Origin of the sequence: Paenibacillus sp. cl123, from assembly GCF_900101595.1 — a bacterium.
Lineage (GTDB): Bacteria > Bacillota > Bacilli > Paenibacillales > NBRC-103111 > Paenibacillus_G.
In genome coordinates this window covers 23,498-44,173 of sequence record NZ_FMYY01000032.1, presented here as the reverse complement: position 1 = coordinate 44,173, position 20,676 = coordinate 23,498, and the positions used below count along the sequence as shown (strand labels likewise).

17 protein-coding genes and 1 tRNA gene are annotated in these 20,676 nt (G+C 56.9%); all 18 read right to left on the bottom strand.

All coding sequences use genetic code 11. The features are described from left to right. Positions 1 to 88 precede the first annotated feature (88 nt). Positions 89 to 1,003 carry a protein kinase domain-containing protein gene (locus tag BLR08_RS28510; protein ID WP_072337964.1) on the bottom strand — a complete coding sequence of 305 codons (915 nt, stop codon included), beginning with the start codon at positions 1,001 to 1,003 and terminating at the stop codon, positions 89 to 91. Beyond that, positions 987 to 1,757: a vWA domain-containing protein gene (locus BLR08_RS28505; RefSeq protein WP_072337963.1), complete on the bottom strand. Its 771-nt coding sequence runs from the start codon at positions 1,755 to 1,757 to the stop codon at positions 987 to 989. Before BLR08_RS28505 ends, BLR08_RS28510 begins: the two co-directional genes overlap by 17 nt. Before the next feature lie 214 nt (positions 1,758 to 1,971). Then, positions 1,972 to 2,799 (bottom strand): carbohydrate ABC transporter permease, encoded by an 828-nt coding sequence (locus tag BLR08_RS28500; RefSeq protein WP_072337962.1) that lies wholly within the window; start codon positions 2,797 to 2,799, stop codon positions 1,972 to 1,974. Between the two features lie 2 nt (positions 2,800 to 2,801). Next, positions 2,802 to 3,686 (bottom strand): carbohydrate ABC transporter permease, encoded by an 885-nt coding sequence (locus tag BLR08_RS28495; RefSeq protein WP_072337961.1) that lies wholly within the window; start codon positions 3,684 to 3,686, stop codon positions 2,802 to 2,804. A gap of 171 nt (positions 3,687 to 3,857) precedes the next feature. Beyond that, positions 3,858 to 5,231 (bottom strand): ABC transporter substrate-binding protein, encoded by a 1,374-nt coding sequence (locus BLR08_RS28490; RefSeq protein ID WP_072337960.1) that lies wholly within the window; start codon positions 5,229 to 5,231, stop codon positions 3,858 to 3,860. Positions 5,232 to 5,437: 206 nt separating this feature from the next. Continuing rightward, positions 5,438 to 7,882, bottom strand: a complete 2,445-nt coding sequence (gene spoIIE / locus BLR08_RS28485) for a stage II sporulation protein E (protein WP_256257836.1) — start codon at positions 7,880 to 7,882, stop codon at positions 5,438 to 5,440. A 469-nt stretch (positions 7,883 to 8,351) separates the two neighbouring features. Continuing rightward, positions 8,352 to 8,425: transfer RNA gene (locus tag BLR08_RS28480), tRNA-Met, on the bottom strand. Between the two features lie 138 nt (positions 8,426 to 8,563). Further along, on the bottom strand, positions 8,564 to 9,073 hold the full coding sequence (locus BLR08_RS28475) for a S1 domain-containing RNA-binding protein (RefSeq protein WP_072337958.1): 510 nt from the start codon (positions 9,071 to 9,073) through the stop codon (positions 8,564 to 8,566). Positions 9,074 to 9,260: 187 nt separating this feature from the next. Next, on the bottom strand, positions 9,261 to 9,590 hold the full coding sequence (locus BLR08_RS28470; protein ID WP_072337957.1) for an FtsB family cell division protein: 330 nt from the start codon (positions 9,588 to 9,590) through the stop codon (positions 9,261 to 9,263). A gap of 16 nt (positions 9,591 to 9,606) precedes the next feature. Beyond that, positions 9,607 to 10,191 carry a spore cortex biosynthesis protein YabQ gene (gene yabQ / locus BLR08_RS28465; RefSeq protein ID WP_072337956.1) on the bottom strand — a complete coding sequence of 195 codons (585 nt, stop codon included), beginning with the start codon at positions 10,189 to 10,191 and terminating at the stop codon, positions 9,607 to 9,609. Beyond that, complete coding sequence (yabP, locus tag BLR08_RS28460; protein WP_072337955.1) at positions 10,188 to 10,472, bottom strand: sporulation protein YabP; 285 nt, start codon at positions 10,470 to 10,472, stop codon at positions 10,188 to 10,190. Before yabP ends, yabQ begins: the two co-directional genes overlap by 4 nt. A gap of 358 nt (positions 10,473 to 10,830) precedes the next feature. After that, entirely contained in the window at positions 10,831 to 11,109 is a 279-nt protein-coding gene (locus BLR08_RS28455) for an RNA-binding S4 domain-containing protein (RefSeq protein ID WP_072337954.1), read from the bottom strand. Beyond that, a complete protein-coding gene (locus BLR08_RS28450; protein ID WP_072337953.1) occupies positions 11,110 to 11,382 on the bottom strand; it encodes an HU family DNA-binding protein in 273 nt (90 codons plus the stop codon). Positions 11,383 to 11,448: 66 nt separating this feature from the next. After that, entirely contained in the window at positions 11,449 to 12,966 is a 1,518-nt protein-coding gene (mazG, locus tag BLR08_RS28445; RefSeq protein ID WP_072337989.1) for a bifunctional methyltransferase/pyrophosphohydrolase YabN, read from the bottom strand. A 62-nt stretch (positions 12,967 to 13,028) separates the two neighbouring features. Then, positions 13,029 to 14,870 carry a putative polysaccharide biosynthesis protein gene (locus tag BLR08_RS28440; RefSeq protein ID WP_090586586.1) on the bottom strand — a complete coding sequence of 614 codons (1,842 nt, stop codon included), beginning with the start codon at positions 14,868 to 14,870 and terminating at the stop codon, positions 13,029 to 13,031. A 249-nt stretch (positions 14,871 to 15,119) separates the two neighbouring features. Then, on the bottom strand, positions 15,120 to 15,662 hold the full coding sequence (gene spoVT / locus BLR08_RS28435; RefSeq protein ID WP_072337952.1) for a stage V sporulation protein T: 543 nt from the start codon (positions 15,660 to 15,662) through the stop codon (positions 15,120 to 15,122). A 233-nt stretch (positions 15,663 to 15,895) separates the two neighbouring features. Further along, complete coding sequence (locus tag BLR08_RS28430) at positions 15,896 to 16,987, bottom strand: peptidylprolyl isomerase (RefSeq protein WP_072337951.1); 1,092 nt, start codon at positions 16,985 to 16,987, stop codon at positions 15,896 to 15,898. Then, complete coding sequence (gene mfd / locus BLR08_RS28425; RefSeq protein WP_072337950.1) at positions 16,974 to 20,498, bottom strand: transcription-repair coupling factor; 3,525 nt, start codon at positions 20,496 to 20,498, stop codon at positions 16,974 to 16,976. The genes BLR08_RS28430 and mfd overlap by 14 nt, the downstream gene beginning before the upstream one ends. Between the last annotated feature and the right edge of the window lie 178 nt (positions 20,499 to 20,676).

Below are 20,676 nucleotides of genomic sequence, written 5' to 3'. Positions count from 1 at the left end.
AGTGAATCACTCGCGGCCTGCGGCCGATCAGGGTGTCCACTCGCTGCTTCCCCCCCATCGGCTCACCGGCCATTTATTCACCGGACTTCTAGGCGAACGAATAATACAGCGCGGCGGCAAACAGCACAAGCGAGGCCGCGAAGCACACCGTAATCCAGGAGCTGCCGGCGGCTTTCCTGCGCATCGGGCGGCCGGACTTCAAGCTGCGCGCCCGCCAGTCGGCAACCGCCTGCTTCGATGTCTCATACCGGCCGGTCAGCGCCTTGCGCAGCACCGGCTCCACGGCGCTCAGCTGCCGGTTGGTTGCCAGCATGTCCAGCAGCACGTCCGCATTGCGGTTCTGCGGCAGCATGCTTACCGCCTGCGTGAACCTGCGTTCCTTATCGGTCACGCTGAGCAGCAGTGCAGCGAAGGAGAATAGATCATAGCTGTCGCTCGCAACCCGTGTGCCCGCCCCCCAATAGCCGCGGTCGAACACCTCGGTAAACTGCTTGACGCTTCTTCCCTTGGCCGTTACCCCGCCAAAATCGATCAGCTCGACCTCTCCGTATTCGGTCACCCGCATATTCTCCGCCTTCAGATCGCAGAAGGCATATCCGCTGGCATGCAGCTCTGCAAGCTTGCGGAGCAGGTTGAGACCGATCAGATAAGTCCAGTCGAATCCCTTGTCCCGCAGAAAGTCGGTCAAGGATTGACCCTTGATATATCTCATCACGCTGAACGGGTAGATCATGCCGTTCCACTCCAGATCATCCGTTTCCACCCATACATGCTGAAAGGATGTGGACGTGCCCGACAGCACCTTTAGCGCATTGACCTCCGATTGATGCTCCAGGGAATCGAATCCGAGCTTGAGCGCATACTGCCTCCTGCCTTGCCTGACAAGATATACTTTGCCATTGGCGCCTTCTCCCAGCAGCCTCTCGATCAGATAAGAGTTTTTGTTCCATTTACCCGTCAGAACCGTCCCTGAAGCAAATGAGAGATCAAACGATGTAGTCACTCCATATCCCTTCCTCGCGCGTTCTTCCCCTGCCCGCCTGCGCGGACGCGGCAGGCAGCTTACTGGCTTCTCTTGTATCATCGGCATCTCCGGCGACAAATTGAACTACTTTCATCAGCGCAGGGCCGGTCGGAGTCGTTCCCTTCATGTTTAATTTATAGAACAACCGGTTCAGATTTGCAAGATTGTCCGTCCAGCCGAAGTCCATCTCCACTTCGAGATCGCCGCTGATGTTTCCCGGGAAATGAAACACCGACAGCAAACTTTCGCCCGTACGGGCCTGCAGACTGAGCTGCAGATCATGAATCGACTCCTTCACGGCCTGAAGCTTGGGTTTCATGCTGGCGCTGGCGTCGATCAGCAGCGCTACCCGCAGCTCGGCTTTCTCCGCCCAGTCGTCGATCACCCTCACCACCTCGGAGCGCTCCTGCGGAGGCAGCGCTTCGATCCGGTCATGCCCCAGGATGCTGCGAAGCTCCTGCCCGACAGCCTGCCGCACCGTCTGCGCCACCGTCTTGCGCGTCAGCATCTGCACCGTCTGCGAGAGCTGAGCGGGCTTTACGATCCGGCTGATGCCTCCGCCTGCGGCCGCAATCTCCTGAATCTCCTCCGCGCCCAGCACCCCAAGCTCCCCGTCGTCGGTTATGCCGATCACGTGTACGACAATCCCTTCGGACTGAGCGTGCGCGGCGGCGATGACCGGACTCATCCCTACATTTGAGCAGCCGTCGGTAATCAGTATTATCTGCTTCATACCCGTCCCTCCCAATCTTTATACTATTCTCATTTTTGCCAATTGGGAGAATTCTAAACTTCCGGGAAGCCGAATAAACCGCCCGAACAAAACCGGGCGGTTACATAGCTGCGGATGACGCGGCAGAACGGCTGGCGGGAGCTGTGGACATCCGCACAGCTACAGACAGCGGCGGAGACGAGAGCGACCGCCCCCGCTTACCGCAGAGCACAGCTCAGCCTTTCACGCTGCCGGCCGTTACCCCTTCGATAATCTGGCGCTGCAGGAAAGTAAAGATGATAATAACCGGCAGCACGCTGATCATGATCGAGGCGCAGAGCGCGCCGTAGTTCATATTGAATTTGTCGGCAAACGATACGACCGCTACCGGCAATGTTCGAAGCGTCTGCGTAGAGAGGAACAGATTCGCCAAAATATATTCATTCCAATGCCCGAGGAAGTTGATGATGAATACGGTCACCAGCGTAGGCAAACTGATCGGAATGAAAATGCGGAACAGCAAGCCGAATACGCTTAGTCCGTCCATGATGCCCGCTTCCTCCAGCTCGGCCGGCACCGACTTCAGAAACGCAGCTACGATAAACACCGTCAGGGGAATGCCGAAGGACATATAAGGAATGATCAGCGCCAGCGGCGTATTGTAGATGCCGAGATCATTGACCATGATGTACAGCGGAATAAGCAGGGACGCCGGCGGGATCAGCAGAGAAATGAGCAGCAGGCCGTAAACGATCTTGCTGAGCCCCGGGAATCTCATCCGGGTGACGGCGAAGGCGATGCATGTAGCCAAAATAACCGAACCGAGCGTAGAAACGGTGGAAATATACAGGCTGTTGAAGAAATAAATGCCGACATTGTTGGAGGATAACGCGCTCGTATAATGCGTCAGCACGAAGCCATCCGGCAACCCCCATGGATTTGTAATAATCTGGTCGTTCGGCTTCAGCGAAGAGATCAGAATAAAGTAGAGGGGGAAGATGACGATCAGCACATACGGTATCAGAACCAGATGCGGAAATGCTTTACCCAGCGCTTTATTCATAGCTAGTTCCCCCCTTCTTTTTTATCGCGAGTCAGCAGGTTGAAAATCAAGGTAATCACGGCGGTAAATAGGAAGATAATGATCGAGATGGCATTCGCATAGCCGAAGTCGCCGAACGAATAAGCCTGTTTATACATATAAGTCCCCATGACTTCCGATTTGCCGAAGGGGCCTCCGTTTGTCATAATCAATACGATATCCAGAGCCTTCATCGCCCCTGTTATCGACAACAGCATAATGACGATGATCACCGGCCGAATGAGCGGAACCGTAATCATCCATGCTTTCTTAAAGCCGACGGCTCCATCGATTTCCGCCGCTTCGAGTACTTCGGACGGGATGGCGAAGATGGCGGCCAAAATAAGCACCACATAGAAACCCGTCCATTGCCAGGCGTTGGCTACGAGGAGCGAGGTCATCGCCGTATTGGGGTCGCCCAGCCAGGGCTTGGCCCATTCGGACAACCCGACTGCTTTGAGAAGCTGGTTAAGCAAGCCTGCGTCAGGCTTATAAATAAATTGCCAGATTACGCCGACCGAAGCCGTCGAAAGAATGCTGGGCATAAACACGGATACTTTATAGAAGTCAAGCATGCGTCTTACATAACTGACGACAATACCGACAAAGATGATGATCGGCACCTGAATAAACAACGAGAAGCAGACAAAGTACAAGTTGTTCCAAAATCCGATCCAGAACTTCGGATCGTCGAATGCTTTTTGAAAATTTTCAAGCCCGTTGAACACCGGCTCATTGATCCCGTTCCAGCTTGTAAAGGAATAACGCAGCGACTGGAATAAAGGCACCACGTAGAAGGTCAAATATAAAACGAGCGCCGGCACGACAAACACCAGATACGCGTATGGGTTTCTTAACACCTTATTCATCACAAAACCTCCCAGCATGCAATCTCACTTATCGATCTGTCCGGACGTTGCCGGGATGGAGGGAGGGACTGCTATCCGGCTTGAGAGCCAAGCGCGGTGAACGACTTGTGCCATACCTCCAGAGCGAAAATCAGGGCGCCGCGTGAAGGCGGCGCCCCATGGTCGCAACGCTTATTTGCCTGCGTTAGCTTCTTCTTGCACCTTCTGCATCTTCTCGGCGAGCTTCTCAGGCGTAATTTGTCCGCCCAGCAGCTCTTGCGCCGATTGCTCGAGCGTTACTTTCACCTTCGGCTGTACCAGCGCGTCGAAGGCAGGGAAGGCGCCCTTGGCTTTCGCCTGAGCTTCGCCGATCGACTTCATCAGGGCGTGGGAATCTGCCGGAGTAGGTACGCCTTTCATGGAAGGAATACGTCTGTCTCTGCCCAGCGCTTCCGCTTGATTATCCAGCGTGTAGAAATTTTTGATAAATGCTTTGACAGCCTTCTTCTCGTTATCGTTCAGGTGAGCGGAGAAGCCATAGCCGTTGGACCAGCCGCCGTTGACAAAGCCGTCGCCCTTGCCGCCTACGGCCGGTACGGTGAAGAAGCCTACGTTTTCATGAACCTTCGATTTCTCCTTGTCAAGGATCGCGTTAGCCGCCCATGTCCCGTCGAACAGCATACCCGCTTGGCCGGTGTAGAATTTCGCTTGGCCTTCGGAATATTTCAAGCCGAGCACGTTGGCGTCGATGTAGCCTTTGTCCTTCAATTCCTTCAGCTTCTTGAAGCCTTCGACTACGCCCGTATCCGTCCATTTGGCCGAACCTTTGCTGAAGCCCTCTTGCGACTCGGGACCTGCGTATGCTACGAACAAAGCATTGCCCAGCATGTTGATGGCCCAGCCGTCGCCCGCTCCGCCGCCGAGCGCGATCGGCACGATGCCCTTCGCCTTCAGCGCCTCACAAGCCTTGAGGAACTCCTCCCATGTTTTCGGAGCTGCCGTAATGCCTGCATCTGCGAACAGCTTGGTGTTATAGAAGAAGCCCTCCACGTAACCGGATTCCGGCAGACCGTAAATTTTGCCGTCAACCGTAAATTCGCGCAGATCCATAAACTTGTCTTCCAGGCCAAGCTCTTTCAATATATCGTTGAGGGGGAGCAGATGTCCGGCTTTGGCATAGTTGGCCGTGTCGGCGCCGCCGAAGAGGTTGAAAATTTGCGGCGGCTTGCCTGCAGCCATCTCCGCCTTCAGCTTCACGTCGCGGTTAACCGTGTCTTCCACGCCGTCGAGCTTAACGTCCAGACCGGGAACATCGGTTTTCGTCTTGGCGACGACTTTCTCCAGCAGAGCGAGCGTATTCTTGGCCGTATCCCGAACATTGATGTGACGGAGCGTGATCGCGAAGTTTTCCGCTTTGGGAGCTTCGGCTTTTGGGGCCTCGTTTTTGGGAGATTCCGTCTTGGGCGCTTCCCCCGCATTCGTGGCGCCGCTGCCGCCACCGCAACCGGCAAGAGCTGTAGACAACAAGACGGCGACCGCCGTAAATTTCATTGCACCTTTCTTCATTCCGTGTACCCCCTACTAAAGATTAGTGTGGTGTGTGTCTCACCTGTTTTTAGTATAAGGGGCCTTTTGAATTTGCCACAGGTAGAGATTCTGATCATTATAGGGATAAAATTCTCTACAATGACAAAAAGCGGAATTACCCCTGAGGATATCCCGCTTTTCTTCCGTTATAAGGCCGCTCGTCGCCGAGCAGCTCTATAGCAAGCTCAGCTCACCGTCCGCGGGCGCTCGATCCGGTCGACGCCCGGCATGCGGAAGGTAGCCCATTCCGGCTGAAACTTGTCAATTTTTGCCACAAGGACCGTCATATCATCATAAATATCCCCATGATGGTAGCGCACCACTCTCTCCAGCAGCACATCGGCAAAATCTTGCGGATGCTCGGCATCGATCTCGGTAATCATGCGCTTCATCCATAGCTCCTTGTTCACCGCATGACCCGGCGCGTCATAGATGCCATCCGTCATCATGATCAGAAGATCGCCATGCTTCAGCGGCACGGTGACCAGATCTACGTCTATGTCATGAAGAATCCCGACAGGCAGGTTGTTCGCCGTTACCGGAAACACTTCATTGCCCCGCTTGATAAAGCTCGGCGTCGAGCCGATCTTCATGAAGGTTGTGCTGGCAGTATACAGATCGATCAATGCGACATCTACCGTAGCGAATACTTCGTCGGACGAGCGCAGCATGAGCACCGAATTGACGGACTTGATCGCCAGCTTCTCATCCATGCCCGACTGCAGCAGCTGCTGCAGGATGGACAAAGCCGCACTGCTCTCCGCCCGGGCGCGTTCCCCGTTGCCCATGCCGTCGCTGAGCGCTACGGCGAACTTGCCGTTGCCGAGCTCCACCGTGCTGAAGCTGTCTCCCGACAGCAAATCTCCTCCTTTGGCCGCGCCGGCGATGCCCGTATCCACCTCATATTCCTTGGCGGAGCCGAACAGGACGGTGCTGTAGCCTTCCTTGCGCTCAACGGCCAGCTCGTTTTTCACGGCGATATGCTCACCCAGTATCTCCGAGAGCAGCGGAGCGATAATTTTGCGGCATTCATCGAAGCCCCGCGTATATTGATGGATGATCTCGATCTCCACATTGCCCTCATCCAGGCTGACAATATCGATGCTGTGGATGGACAGTCCCAGCTCCTCCAGCGCGCTGCGGATTTGCTCCTCCTGCATGAAGAGCTCCTGCCCTTCCCGCTTGATCTCCTTGGCCAGGTCCTCCATCACCTGGGATACGCCGGATAATTGATCGGCTACCAGCTGCCGGCTGTCGAGAATTTGCTTTTTCCAATGCTGATCGTTTTTGTACACATGATACTGCTGCTGCATGATCTCCAGGACCTGATCGGGCTTGACGCACAGCCTTTTCCACTCCGGCTGGATATCCTTGCGCGTCATCGTCTCCCGCAGCTCTACCTCGGTCATCATATCGGTCATATATTTATACGTCTGATAGAAGCGCTCATCCCAGCACTGCGTTCTCTTCCAGCAGGTGGCGCATGATTTCTCGGCGACGGCATTCATAAAATGCCCGATCTCCTCGTCTTTGCGCAGCGGCTCGGTATCGACGGTAATCTGCTTAAAGCTCCGGGACAGCTGGCGGAATACCTCCGAGAACTGCTCGACCCGCTGAGCCGTCACATCCCGGACCCGCCGTGCATAATCATGCTGCGATTTCAGATTTTCCTGGGTGCCCGGCACATATTTGGCCAAAGTTTGAATCACCGCGCTCGGGGTAAGGAGGAATAACGCGACCGCGGCGACCGATTCCCAGGTTGAGCTCATAATATCGGTCTGGTTGCCCAAATACACGGAAAGAATGGACGAGCCAAGCAGCATCCCGAATGCCACCGCCATCCGGTTTCCTTCCTTAAGCAACCCGGCCAGCATCCCGGCGAAGGCCAGCAGGCTCATCTGATAGATCGCGCTGGAGTTCGCCAGGCTCAGAATCAGCCCCGTTACGACACCGACCGAGGCCCCGAGCGGCGCTCCCCCTACCAGCGCAAACAGCAAAATCAGATACCGGGACAGCACATGCTCCAGCGTCAAGGAACCGGCCGTCCAGCCGACAGTGCCGGTCATGACCGAAGCGAGCAAAATGATCAGACAGATGACCTCTTCATTTTTGAGGCTGTAATTTTTGCGGGTCAAGGTGAACACCGGCACAGCCTGCAGGAAGATATGGGTCAGAATCAGACTAAGCACGGCCTCCACGCCGGTCATCATCAGCGTATACCAGTTAAGCTGGGTAGAGACGAGATGCGAGAACAGCTGAACGAAAAACACTGTGGCGAATACCATCGCAGGCGCATACGAGATATCGGAGCGCTGGAATCGCTCCACCCCTTTTTGCAGAAGGAGGAACACCAGCATCTCCACCACCAGATAACCGGTATGCATCGGCTCCAGGGAGAACAAGCTGCCGGCCGCCACGAAAATAGCTGTCCATAGCAGCAGCTCCCGCCGCAAGAAATACATAACAGCGAAAAAAGCGACTCCAAACGGCGCAAGCTCATCCAGGATCATGGCCCGTCCGAGCAAGAAAGCCATGAACAGCAGCAGAATGGACCATTTCTTGGCTACGACGGTTTGCACCAACCTGTTTTCTACGAACATGCTTTTCACAGAGCTGCCTACTTTGCTCATCGTGTCCGAACCGGCCAACTTTACGCGATTGAATAGCTTTTTTTGCATAATTTCTTGACACCACCCATACACTATTAGTGGTTCTTAGTATACGTGGCGCGTTTCGGAAAGTTTGTCAGAATGAGTTGGCCGTCCTTAAGTTTTTTCCGACAAAATGGGGAGCCGCGCGAAAATACGGTAATCCAAGTTGTGAATTAGAATGAAAGCGCTTACCGAATATTGTCTTGTTGAGCTTGTCACCTTATGTTCGCGGCTTGTTCGATTCAGAAAAGCGATCTTTACCGGGATACCTGTCGATTCTGCGCCTTGGCTAAGAAGTTCCGACAAAACTAGTGCCGGGCCGGGGAAAATGGGAGGCGGAGCGATCGCTTGTCGTAGCTTGCGCCTGGATGCGGGCGATGACTTGTCTTGGCTGCAAACATATAAAGACCCCGCAGCCAGCCTAAGCTGAACACGGGGTCTTGACTTATAGCGGCGGAGGGGATCGAACCCCCGACCTTACGGGTATGAACCGTACGCTCTAGCCAGCTGAGCTACGCCGCCACAACAAGCATGATTATATAGCAGATAGCCTGAGCTTGTCAAGCAAATGCCCGCATCGGCCTGGGGTTTACTATTAAAAAAAGCCGCCCGAGCCCTGGAGCTCAAACGACTTTGTTATCATCAATATGGATGCGATTATTAATCCCTGCGCGCGCCGCGACCGCCTCGTTTGCCCTCGGTGTTCTTCTTGAGGGATGAGATCCGGTCCTCGCTGTCTTTCAGGAAACGCGCCATCTTGTCTTCGAACGTTGGTTTGCCTGCGGGAGGTTTACCGCCACGGCCACCACGGTCTCCACGGCCGCCTCCGAATCCGCCGCCGGGCCGGTCACCGCGACCGCCAAATCCTCCGCCAGGGGGACGGTCACCTTGCCTGTCAAAACGAGCGGGCCTTGCCGGAGCGGCATCTACCGGACGATCAACGGATTGTTTGATCGATAACCCGATTTTGCCGTCTTTGTCGACATTAATCACTTTCACGGTGACGATATCGCCTAGCTTGAGATGATCGTTGACATCCTTCACATAGTTGTCTGCAATCTCCGAGATATGAACGAGTCCTGTAACTCCCTCGGAAAGCTCGACGAACGCCCCAAAGTGAGTAATGCCTGTCACCTTTCCTTGCAGCTTGCTGCCCACTTCAATTGCCATAAAGTAAACTGATCCTCCCTTAAATAGTTAGACAAACTTGTATGAAAAGCTCCGGATCGGAGCACTTTCACCAAACCAGAGCTTCCTTGGGGCATTAAGCCCGCTCAGCCGATAATATACGAAGCTACGCCGATTATAACGCACGCCCCTTATACGGTCAACCATTGTCCTGACGGATCGAGCAGCCTTAATTCTTCGCGGACTGCGGAGAATAAAAAAGCGTTTCTCCCGGCTTCACATACTGAAGCTCCTTGCGGATGATCTGCTCGATATACTCGGGATCATCCAGTCTTGCGATCTCGCGCTTGGCTTTGTCTTGCACTTGCTGGGCTTCAGCCAGCTTCCGCTCCAGCGAGCTTACCTTTTCCTTCCGATCGTTGATCTTGTCGACCTGGTTCCAGAGAGTGACACCGGCCCAACTCAAAAAGCAAGTAAGGACCAGCATCACCAGACGGCGCCGACGAATCGAGCCTTTATTATGGGGTTGCGGATCGGCTGCTTTAGAGATTGCCTGCATGTTTGAGCGAATCCTCCTAGAACGATCCAAAGAACCGGCGAACGAAGTTCGCGACGCTTTGACCGGTTTTCTTCATCCATCCGGGGACAGGAAAGCGCAGCCGCTTGACCAGCGGTCTAAGCAGCCATAATAGCAGTTTCCACACAGGATGGCATAATTGTAACACAATTCTATACAGGAACATAGCGGTCGCCAGCAAAAATCCCAAAATGATCATGAAGACCCGGTACAGTCCCACAATCGGCCTGATGACCAGCAGGATGACGAGCCGCTTGAGCAAACGGGCTGTTTGGATAACGACACGGATGATAAATCTGATTACCCAGATCGTCGGCCTGCTAAACAGCAAAAAGTAAAAAATAATTCCGATGCCCAGTCCCAAAAAAATGAAGGGACGAACTTCACCCCAATTGCTCTCGTAAAGCAAGGCGAACACTAACAAAGTTCCGGTGAACCAATAAACAAGATCCAGGATGGACTTCACCCAACCGGGCGCTCTCAGCTGGCCAGCAAGCACCCGGTATACGTCAAATAATCCGCCTAATGACAGCCCTCCGGCACACATCATGCCGAGCGTCACGAATTGGATATGGAGCGTCACTTAAACAGCTTGCCCCATAAGCCCTTGGATTTCCCCTGGCCGCTGCCGTCCAGATATGCCAGCTCATTCACGAATCCTTCAATCGCCACCAGGCCCTGGTCTAGGCTGAGATTCTTGATGTGCAGATTCTGTCCCTTGATCATCAAATATCCGGCATCGGTCTCAAGCAAAAATTCCTCGCTGTCGAAACTCTCCACATTCAATACGCCGGAAACCTCCAGCAGCTTGCGGTTCAGCATCTTGATCTCCTGGCGCTTCAGCTTGCCCGGTTGTTCCACCATGGGTTCGTCCCCCTCCTGAACGCTTGACTGCGCCGGCTTCCGCCTTGCAGTCCAAGCTTGTTTACTATTCAACGTATGGGGGAAGGACGAGGTTTAGAACCGGATGGACAAACCGGGAAGCAATATGAATAAGGGCAGTATGGCCCGCTGCAAATGCGACCATACTGCCCTCTTCTGGAGTGATAGCGAAGACGATGCCTCGTGCTGCGGCAGCCGGTGAGCCGCCGTTTTCGATCGCCTGCGGATTCCGGCGAGCCTGCCCGGCTGCTGAAGCCCGGACGGACGCCTGATTGCGCAAGGCGTTACGGAATCGGCGCACACGGCATGCTTTCCTGCTGTTTCGGATCGACCGGCTGCTTCAGAAAGGGGATTCGGTCTCCTGCACGATCTTCTCTTCCTTCAGCAGCGTGAACATTTTGGCCGCATCTTCCTTGCGGGTCGACTCGGATAAAAGCTCTACCCGCACGGTCACCAGCTTCTGCCCGAATTGAACGGCAAGCTCATCGCCCACCTTAACCGCGCTGCTCGGCTTTGCTTCACGCCCGTTGATCCAGACTCTGCCCTGCTCGGAAACATCCTTGGCGACGGTCCGCCGCTTAATCAGCCGGGACAGCTTCAAGAATTTGTCGAGGCGCATCTACTTCACCGCGTCTTTGAGCTTATTGCCCGCTTTGAACGCCGGCACCTTCGATTCGGGGATGGAGATTTCTTCGCCCGTTTGCGGGTTGCGGCCCGTGCGGCCGGAACGCGTACGGGTTTCAAACGTGCCGAAACCGATCAGCTGTACTTTGTCCCCGCTTGCAAGCGCGTCGGTCACTTCGCCAAGAAATCCATTTAATACGGACTCTACGTCCCGTTTAGTCAATCCGCTTTTTTCAGCGATGCTGTTGATCAGATCTGTTTTGTTCATTGGTATAGGTTCCTCCTCCATAATGACACTGAACTAACATATTCTTTGCCCCTCAGGAAAATCCTGCTAGAGGCCCGCGCTTTTCTGAACTTTTTTTGCCTCCTGCCACAGTTCTTCCATCTCCTGCAGCCCGGTATGCTCCCATTTCTTCCCCTGCTCGCGCAGCCTCGTTTCGATGTAACCGAAGCGCCGGGAAAATTTGCGGTTGGCGTCGGCCATCGCTTCCTCGGGCTCGATTTTGAGGAAACGGGCCAAATTGACGACGGCGAAGAGCAGGTCGCCCAGCTCCTCCTGCTGCTCGGCTCGTCCGAGACGACGGATGGCGTCCCTCACTTCCTCCAGCTCGGACTCCACCACCGGCAGCACCTCGTCCAGCGTCTTCCAATCGAAGCCGACGGCGGCAGCCTTCTTCTGCAGCTTGTAGGCTTTCAGCAGACCGGGCAGCTCGCGGGGCACGCCCGCAAGCACCGACTGAGCCTCAGGTTCTATGCCCTTGCTGCGCTTCTCTTCTTCCTTGATCTGCTGCCAGTTGCCGAGCGCCTCCTCGGCATCCTCAGCCGACTGCGTTCCGAATACATGCGGATGGCGGCGGACCAGCTTATCATTGAGCTCGGCTATGACATCGAACACAGTGAATGAGCCTTCGTCCGCTTCGATCTGGGCATGCAGCATCACCTGCAGCAGCAGATCGCCCAGCTCCTCGCGCAGGTGATCCGGATCGTCCTCGTCGATCGTCTCGAGCACCTCATACGCCTCTTCAATCAGATTGCGGCGGAGAGACTGGTGAGTTTGCTCCCGGTCCCACGGACAGCCTTCCGGGCTGCGGAGAATTTCGACAATTTCATGCAGCCGCGCGAAGGTCCGCTTGCGCACAATCTCGCTTTCGGTCCGGGGAACCCAGACCAGCGACAGGTTGCCGTAGCCCTCCACCCGGTCCAGCTCATACAAAGGCACCTCGCGCACCCGTTCCTCGCCGGCGACGCCGAGCGCATGACCGACGGTAACCGGATAATCGTCGGGGTACAGCTCCATCAGCGTAAGCTTGACGTCGGAAGCCGTGAAAGTGTCGTACACCTGGCCGATTACCGTGTGCAGCTGCGGATTCAGCATGTAAGGCGACAGCGCAGTCCCGTCAAGCAGCTGGAAACCTTCGATCGGATCGAAGCCCAGACGCAGGAAAGCCTGATCCAGGAAGCTCTCTCCGCCCAGCAGCGTCAGCAGGATGCCTTCGGACGAGCATCGCTCCCGCAGCAGCTGTACGGTGCGCTCGGCCACCATCGGATGCCCGGGCACGGCGTACAAAATCTCTCCGGCCTCCGGAAGCTTAGCCTTGGCCATCAGTTCGTCCGCGATCGTCTCGTATACGCGGTCGAACCGGTCGTTCGCTTCGTAGACCGCGTCGAACGACTCGTAACGTATCCCGTGATGATCCAGCATGGATACCATCGGATGCTCCTGGGTGCGCAGATACAGCGAGCCTCCGCGGTTGCCTGCAGCCTCCAGCTTGCGCCATGCCCCCAGCGTCAATTGATTTTCGTCCCCGGTCCCGAGACCGAGAACGGTGATTTGCGGTTGTGCGGTCATATAGGCAGCTCCTTCTTCCCCAAAATAATAGCGGTCCGGCAAGCTTGTCCGCCGGCTCCTCGCTATCGCAGCAGCCTCAGCCGCCGCAGCAGCTCGGTCGGCTTGCCCCGCAGCTGCGGCACGAGCTGCAGGTCGCGCTCCGTGATGACGCGCAGCACGAGCAGCGCGAGCGCGTAGACGAGCGCGCCCGCGGCGACGCCGCCAAGCGCGGTAACCGCGGCCTCCCCCCGCGGGGGGAGAGCCGGCGGCAGCTGCGCGAGCAGCGGCGTCACGGCCAGCAGGCCGGCGGTCATGGCCCCGATAGCCAGCAGCGGGGCCATGACCGCCCGGCCGCGCGGGGCCGGGACGCGGGCGGCGCGCAGCGCATGCGCAAGCGTGAGCGCAGCCGCCAATGCAAAGGCGCCGACGGCGGCCCAGGCGGCGCCGTCGATGCCGTAGCGGGGCACGAGCACGGCGTTGCCCGCCAGCTTGACCAGCGCGGCAGCCAGCAGGTAAACGGCCGGCGCGCGCATCGCGCCGAGGCCCTGCAGCACGCTGCCGGCTACGAGATTCACCACCGTCAGCATGGCGGTGAAGGACAGCACCCGCATCGCGTACGTTCCCTCCGTCGTGCGGAAAAACATCATATTCAGCGGCTCGGCCAGCAGCGCCAGGCCGAACGAGGCGGCCAGACCGATCAGCAGCGTCGCGCGCAGCGCATAAGCCGCCCGGCTGCGCACGGCCTCCAGATCGCCCCGGTGGGACGCTTCCGCGATAGCCGGCACGAGCGCGGCCGTCATCGAGGCCGCCACCATAGCGACCAGTTGGACCAGAGGCTGTCCGTGATTGTACAGGCCGTACTGATATAACGCCGCACCCTCGTCCAATCCGCCCGCGCCGAGCAGACGAGGCAGCGTAAAGGCGTCGACAAGCCCCAGGATCGGCACCGCCAGCGAGCCGAGACAGACCGGCAGCGCGTAAGCCGCCAGCTTCTTGGCCAGCTGCCAGTCGCCGAGCCGGGTCTGCTTCTCCCCGGCGGGGACCTCGGATCGGCTCAAACCGCCGCCGGCCGCTTCTGGCCTGTAGCCGGGCGACTGCGCCAGAGACTGTCTCTCCAAGCGGTCCTTGCGCCAGTAGGCCAGCATGACCGCCAGTCCGGCCAAGGCTCCCGCGCTGGACCCAAACGTCGCTCCGGCCGCAATAGCCGCCTCGGAGCTTCCCAGCCTCAGCAGGAGCAACAGCAGCGCCAGCATCACCGCTACCCGCACCGTCTGCTCCACCACCTGCGACCAGGCGGTCGGCGCCATCCGGCCGCAGCCTTGGAAATATCCGCGCAGCGCGGACATGAAGGGGACGACGAGCAAGGCGAAGGATACGCTGCGTATGGCCGGCGCCGCCGACGGGGCGCCCATCCAGACTGCGATATGCCCTGCGCCCAGAAACAAGCAGGCGAAGGCGAAGGCTCCCGTCGCCATAAGCACGAGCGCGGAGACGCGCAGCACCTGCCGCGCCTCCTCCAGTCTCCCGTCCACCGCGTACTCGGAAACAAACTTCGAGACGACCAGCGGAAATCCGGCCGTCGCCAGAAACAAGATCAACGTATACAGCGGATACACGGCGTTGTACACGCCGAACACCGTGTCGCCAGCCAGATTTTGCAGCGGGATTTTCTGCAGGGTGCCGAGCAGCTTCGAGACGACGGCCGCGATGCCCAGCAGCGCGGCTCCGTGCAGGAAAGCGGAGGCCCCGGGTTGTCCGGCGCCTTCAGCCGGCAGCTTGCTTTCCTTGCGCTCCCGCTCCTCCTCGCGACCGGCCAGGGGCCGCACGGATTCCCGGTCGGCCAGCTGCCGCCGCCCGGTCCGCTTCTCCCCATACTCTTGCGGCAGCTTCTCTTGCGGCTCAAGTCCATTCTCGCCTTCCTTCATGTTCGCTGCGCGCCCCCCGTACCTCACCGTTCGTACCTATACGCCTTACATTATACCGCAGGACACCGGTATTTTCCAAAGTCCTCCTTTGCCTGCCTGACGCGGGCTGCCGGCGCGCGGCTGTCACTCGCTGAAAACACGGGTCCGGACGCGACAAAAAAGCCTCTGTCTTCTTCCTCGCGGGAAGCAGTCAGGAGGCTTGCTGTCGAACCTTGATATACCAGGAGCGGTCCAGCATAATCGAGCTGCTTACTGCTCCATTTGCTTGGCCAGAAAGCCCGCGGCCGTCTCAGCCATCTTCAATTCCATCTGCCCCATCTTGAGATTCTCGTCCTTGGTCACCAGAATCACCGATCCGATCGGATCTCCTCCGGCTACGATTGGAGCTATGACATAGGAGCCGTATGTGTCGGGAGCGTCCTTGCAAATCTCATAGGAACCTGCCGTGCTTTCCATGGAAGCCTTGCGGTTCTCCATGCAAGCTTCCACCAGAGAGCCGATCGATTTCTCCAAGTAATCTTTCTTCGATCCCCCGGCCACAGCGATAATGGTATCCCGGTCCGTAATCATAATAAGATGATTCGTGCTTTCGAAGAGCGACTCGGCATATTCTTTGGCAAAATCACCAAGCTCTCCGATGGGCGAATATTTCTTGAGAATGACCTCTCCGTCACGGTCCACGAAAATTTCCAGTGGGTCCCCTTCCCGGATACGCAGGGTACGACGAATCTCTTTCGGAATCACAACCCTGCCAAGATCGTCGATGCGACGAACGATTCCAGTTGCTTTCATAATTCTAGATGCCTCGCTTTCCTTGAAGAATGTGAACCAATCTGGATTACCCTGTTATATGCGCATGGAGGGAATTCGACTGACCATAGTATTCTTCGATTCCCAGAGGGTTATGCATCTGACACCTCTCGGCGGCCGCTCCGCCTCGCTTTATGTATGGCCACCGCTGTTTTCATTATGTCCAAAATTAAGAAAACAAAACAGGATGCCCGCTAGGGGCACCCTGGTAATTGTTACTTCTTTTCTTCCGTCTTCGGAGCTTCCGCCGCCGGCGCTTCCGCGGCAGGAGCCTCCACCTTCGGCATGTTGTTGGTCTGAATCATGCCGGGCAGCTCCTTCTCCAGGAACTCGTAGATCTTGCCTTGGGCCGCTTCGGAGCGCAGCGCTTCCTTGGTTTCGTCGAATGTCTTGGTGCTGCGCGATTCGACCTTCATCACGTGATAGCCGTACGTCGTTTCGACCGGATCACTGATTTGGTTGAGCGGCAGTTCGATGGCAGCCTTCTTGAATTCAGGCACCCACTGGGACACCTCGGCGTTTTCATACTTGCCGCCGGCTTCCTTGGAGCCCGGATCGTCCGAATATTCCTTAGCCAGCGCGTCGAAGTCCCCGCCAGCCTTCAACTTGTCCTGCACTTCCTTGGCCCGCTTCAGGGCGTCTTCCTTCGAACGCGTCTCCGCTCCTGTCGCCGCGTCGGTCGTGCCGACCAAAATATGACGGACCGTCGCCACCGTGTAGATGTTCGCATCCTGAGCCAGCTTGCTGTCATAAGCTTTTTTCACTTCATCGTCAGTCACCTGCTTCTCGGCTCCGACGATCGCCGTCAGGCTGCTGCCGATGAAATTCTGGATTTCCTGCTCCGTGACGTTATTATCCTTCAGAGCCTTCTCCAGACCGCCTTCCTGCATGCCCAGATACATCTTGATCTGCTCCATCTGCTCCTTGGCCTGCTTCTCGGCATCGGCCTTCGTAGCGGCGTCCGCACGGGCCCCGAGAATTTTAAACGCCAGCAGCTGGTTCATGATATCCTGCTGGAAGGCAGGGTCAGTTTTGAACTGGGCGTATTGCGGATAAAACAGCATATTGATGTCGACGAATTTGTCGAACTCGGCGCGCTTGACGCTGCCGTCCTTATACGTGATCAGCACATCCTCCGGATTGCCCGTTGCGGCCGGCGTCGTTGCCGGAGCTTCCGTCCCCGGCGCCGGAGTCGCGGGTGGCGTCTCTTCCTTCTTGCCGCAACCTGCGGCGAGGCCGGCGACCAGTACGAGCGACATCATAGCCGCGGCCAGCACCCGGTAAGATTTCTTTTTATTTTGCTGCATTTTGCAGTTCTCCCTTCGATTTGAGCGCACGCTTGTATTGTACCAGAAACCGCTCCAACAATTCGATGGATTGTTCTGGCGTCAGTCCCTTGCCCTTCGTTTCGATGATCATCCCAGTTCCCGTCATAAGCCTTACCCGATTCTCGAACTCTTGAGCAAGCTTGCCCCAAGCGGCCGTATCGAGGTTGCTGCTGTGCTCCGCATGAATCCGGAGTTCATAATCCAGCCCCTTCTGCACAATCGCCTCGATGCCATACATCGCTCCGTATACCTTGAGCCTGGCAGCTAGAAGCAGATTATGCACCGCGTCCGGCAGATCGCCGAACCGGTCAACCAACTCGTCATGCAGCTCCGCAGCTTCCTCCAGCGACTGCACGGCTGCCACCTTCTTGTAGATCTCGATCTTCTGCACACTGTCGTAAATATAATCGCCCGGAATATAAGCATCCAATTGAATATCCAGCTGCGTCGACCAGGCCTTCGTCTCCTCCGCGACTTCGCCGCCGATTTCCTTCTTCCGCTTGTTCACTTCCTCCGCCAGCATCTGCGAGTAGAGGTCAAAACCGACGGAAGCGATGAAGCCGTGCTGCTCGGCGCCCAGCAGATTGCCCGCGCCGCGGATGGACAAGTCCCTCATGGCAATTTTAAACCCTGACCCGAGTTCTGTAAACTCCTTGATCGCCTGCAGACGTTTCTCGGCCACCTCGGTCAGCACTTTATCCCGCTGATAAGTGAAGTAAGCATAGGCGATCCGGTTGGAGCGCCCGACGCGTCCGCGCAGCTGGTACAGCTGGGATAAGCCCATCTTATCGGCATCGTGCACGATAAGCGTATTGACGTTCGGGATGTCCACGCCGGTCTCGATAATGCTCGTGCTGACCAGCACATCGAATTCCCCGTCCAGGAAGTCGAGAATCGTTTTCTCCAGCTCCTGCTCGGACATCTGTCCGTGCGCGACGGTGACCCGGGCGTCGGGGACCAGCATCGAGATTTGCTCCGCCATCTGGGTAATGCCCTGCACCCGGTTGAACAGGTAATATACCTGGCCTTCGCGGGCAAGCTCCCGTTCGATCGCTTCGCGAACCAGCGAGGCGCTGTATTCCACGACATAGGTCTGCACCGGGAAGCGGTTCTCCGGCGGCGTCTCGATGACCGACAGATCGCGAACGCCCAGCATCGACATATGCAGGGTGCGCGGGATCGGCGTAGCGGTCAAGGTCAGCACGTCGACGTTCGTTTTGAGACGCTTCAGCTTTTCCTTGTGCGAGACGCCGAAGCGCTGCTCCTCGTCCACGATTAGGAGGCCCAGATCTTTAAACTGCACGTCCTTGGAGAGGAGACGGTGCGTGCCGATGACGACATCGACAGTGCCCGCCTTGATCCCCTTCATCGTATCGGTCTGCTCTTTCTTCGAGCGGAAGCGGCTCAATACCTGGATATTGAACGGATAACCGGAGAAGCGCTCGCGGAACGTCTCGTAATGCTGCTGAGCCAGAATCGTCGTCGGGACCAGCACGGCTACCTGCTTGCCGTCGATCGCCGACTTGAATGCTGCCCGGATAGCCACCTCGGTTTTGCCGTAGCCGACATCGCCGCAGAGCAGCCGGTCCATCGGCCGGTTCCGTTCCATATCCTTCTTGATCTCCTCGATGGCGCGCAGCTGGTCGGTCGTCTCGTCATAGGGGAACATGCCTTCGAACTCCTGCTGATACGCGCTGTCCGGGCTGAAGCCGTAGCCGGTCGTAGCCTGCCGCTCCGCATACAGCTTGATCAGGTCGTCGGCAATATCCTGCACCGCGGCGCGGGCCTTCGTTTTGACCCGGTTCCAATCCGAACCGCCGAGCTTGTATACCTTGGGCTCCTTGCCTTCTTCGGAGCCGACATATTTCTGAACATGGTCGATCTGATCGATCGGGACGGAGAGCTTGTCGCCTCCGGCGTACATAATATGCAAATAATCTTTATGAATGCCGCCAACCTCTAGCGTGCCGATGCCGACAAATTTACCGATCCCATGGTTGATGTGGACGACGTAATCGCCCACCTTCAGTTCCTGGTAGCTCTTGATCCGCTCGGCATTCTCGATCTTCTTATCGACCTTGCGGGCTTTGCGCTGCTTCTGGGTAAACATCTCGCCTTCCGTGATGACGACCAGATGTATCCCCGGCAGCTCGAAGCCCGTCTGCAGGCTGCCGTCCACAATGGCCGGCTCGTCGATCTGATAGTCGGCCAGCACCCGCTTCATCCGCTCGACCCGTTCGGGGCCGCCCGCCATCATGATCACTTTGGCGCCGGATTTTCTCCACCGCTCCATCTCGCTTTTGAGCAAATTCATCTGGCCATGAAAGTTTTGCATCACCCGGCTCATGAAATTGACAATATTTTGCGGCGTCGTATTCGGCACTTGGCGTACGAACAAGGAAACGAAGAGAGTAGGATAAGGTCTTTTGTACAGCAGCGTCTCAAAGGATTTGGACAACGTCAGCTGCGGCAAAGCTTTCCCGTCCGCGAGCGAATTGGTGATCCACTCCGACTCGTCCTTCTCCAGCTGCTTGGCTGTCTCCAGCAGCCTCGCAGGCTCGTCGACGAGCAGCACCGTGTCTTTGGGCATATAGTCGAGCAGCGTCTGCTTGTCGGGATACAATAAGCCCATGTACTTGAAGATGCCGGGGAACTGCTGCCCCTCCCGCATCAGCTCGATCTCGTGGCCGATGCCCTCCAGCAGTTTGTCCTTCGCCGCGCGATCGGACATTTTCCCCAGCTGATCCTGCAGCAGCTCATAAGCATGCTGGGCAGCCGATTGTAACCGGTTTCGATCTGTAATAATTTCACGGCACGGCGTGATGTCAAGCCGCTCATATTTGTCCATGGACCGCTGATCGGCCTGATCAAAGGAACGGATCGAATCGATCTCCACATCGAAGAGCTCGATGCGGAACGGGTGCGGGCTCGTCAGCGGAAACAAATCGACAATTCCGCCGCGGACGCTCATCTCTCCCTTGTTCTCTACGCGCTCGACCCGCTCGTAGCCGAATTCGACAAGCCGTCCGATCCAGTTCTCAAGCTCCAGCGTCTGCCCGACCTCGATGCTCATCCGGGCCGCGGCTATCGCCTCCTGCTGGGGAAGCAGCCTCCGCATGCCTGCGTACGGAACTACGACAATTCCGCGAAAGCCCGCCGCCAGCTGGGACAGCGCGTCGATGCGCTGCGCAAGCATCTCGGGACTTGCGATGGCAGCCTCCGCCGCCAGCAGCTCCTGAGCCGGGAACAGCAGTACTTGACCGGGAGGCATCAGCTCCTCCAGATCCTCGAACATCTTCTGTGCGGCAAACATATTATGCGTCACGACAAAAAGCGGCTGGCGCAGTTCCTCGTACAGCGATGCCAGCATCACCTGCCGCGAAGAACCGGTCAGACCGGCGACCAATTGTTCTCTCATGCCTGACCGGATGCCGGAGACAACGCTCTGGAAATCCGTATCGGCCGAGAATGCCTGTATTAACGCCTGCAACCAGGACACCCCTCTCAACCACGTCACACCAAAATAACCCCAAAAGCGGAGCCGTCGCACCGATGCCCATTCGGGCATTTTGCGGGCCCCCGACATCATGTGCGTTAAAAAAAGCCTAGAGCGCAATCGCTATAGGCGGTCCACCTAAGAAAAGCCGGATAGCCGAGATGCGAAAAGC

What these genes read in the sequence shown, in the direction of transcription:
- BLR08_RS28505 (WP_072337963.1), bottom strand. Translation starts at nt 1,757, where the DNA reads ATGAAGCAGATAATACTGATTACCGACGGCTGCTCAAATGTAGGGATG.
- BLR08_RS28500 (WP_072337962.1), bottom strand. Translation starts at nt 2,799, where the DNA reads ATGAATAAAGCGCTGGGTAAAGCATTTCCGCATCTGGTTCTGATACCG.
- BLR08_RS28495 (WP_072337961.1), bottom strand. Translation starts at nt 3,686, where the DNA reads ATGAATAAGGTGTTAAGAAACCCATACGCGTATCTGGTGTTTGTCGTG.
- BLR08_RS28490 (WP_072337960.1), bottom strand. Translation starts at nt 5,231, where the DNA reads ATGAAGAAAGGTGCAATGAAATTTACGGCGGTCGCCGTCTTGTTGTCT.
- spoIIE (WP_256257836.1), bottom strand. Translation starts at nt 7,882, where the DNA reads ATGAGCAAAGTAGGCAGCTCTGTGAAAAGCATGTTCGTAGAAAACAGG.
- BLR08_RS28475 (WP_072337958.1), bottom strand. Translation starts at nt 9,073, where the DNA reads ATGGCAATTGAAGTGGGCAGCAAGCTGCAAGGAAAGGTGACAGGCATT.
- BLR08_RS28470 (WP_072337957.1), bottom strand. Translation starts at nt 9,590, where the DNA reads ATGCAGGCAATCTCTAAAGCAGCCGATCCGCAACCCCATAATAAAGGC.
- yabP (WP_072337955.1), bottom strand. Translation starts at nt 10,472, where the DNA reads ATGGTGGAACAACCGGGCAAGCTGAAGCGCCAGGAGATCAAGATGCTG.
- BLR08_RS28455 (WP_072337954.1), bottom strand. Translation starts at nt 11,109, where the DNA reads ATGCGCCTCGACAAATTCTTGAAGCTGTCCCGGCTGATTAAGCGGCGG.
- BLR08_RS28450 (WP_072337953.1), bottom strand. Translation starts at nt 11,382, where the DNA reads ATGAACAAAACAGATCTGATCAACAGCATCGCTGAAAAAAGCGGATTG.
- mazG (WP_072337989.1), bottom strand. Translation starts at nt 12,966, where the DNA reads ATGACCGCACAACCGCAAATCACCGTTCTCGGTCTCGGGACCGGGGAC.
- BLR08_RS28440 (WP_090586586.1), bottom strand. Translation starts at nt 14,870, where the DNA reads ATGAAGGAAGGCGAGAATGGACTTGAGCCGCAAGAGAAGCTGCCGCAA.
- spoVT (WP_072337952.1), bottom strand. Translation starts at nt 15,662, where the DNA reads ATGAAAGCAACTGGAATCGTTCGTCGCATCGACGATCTTGGCAGGGTT.
- BLR08_RS28430 (WP_072337951.1), bottom strand. Translation starts at nt 16,987, where the DNA reads ATGCAGCAAAATAAAAAGAAATCTTACCGGGTGCTGGCCGCGGCTATG.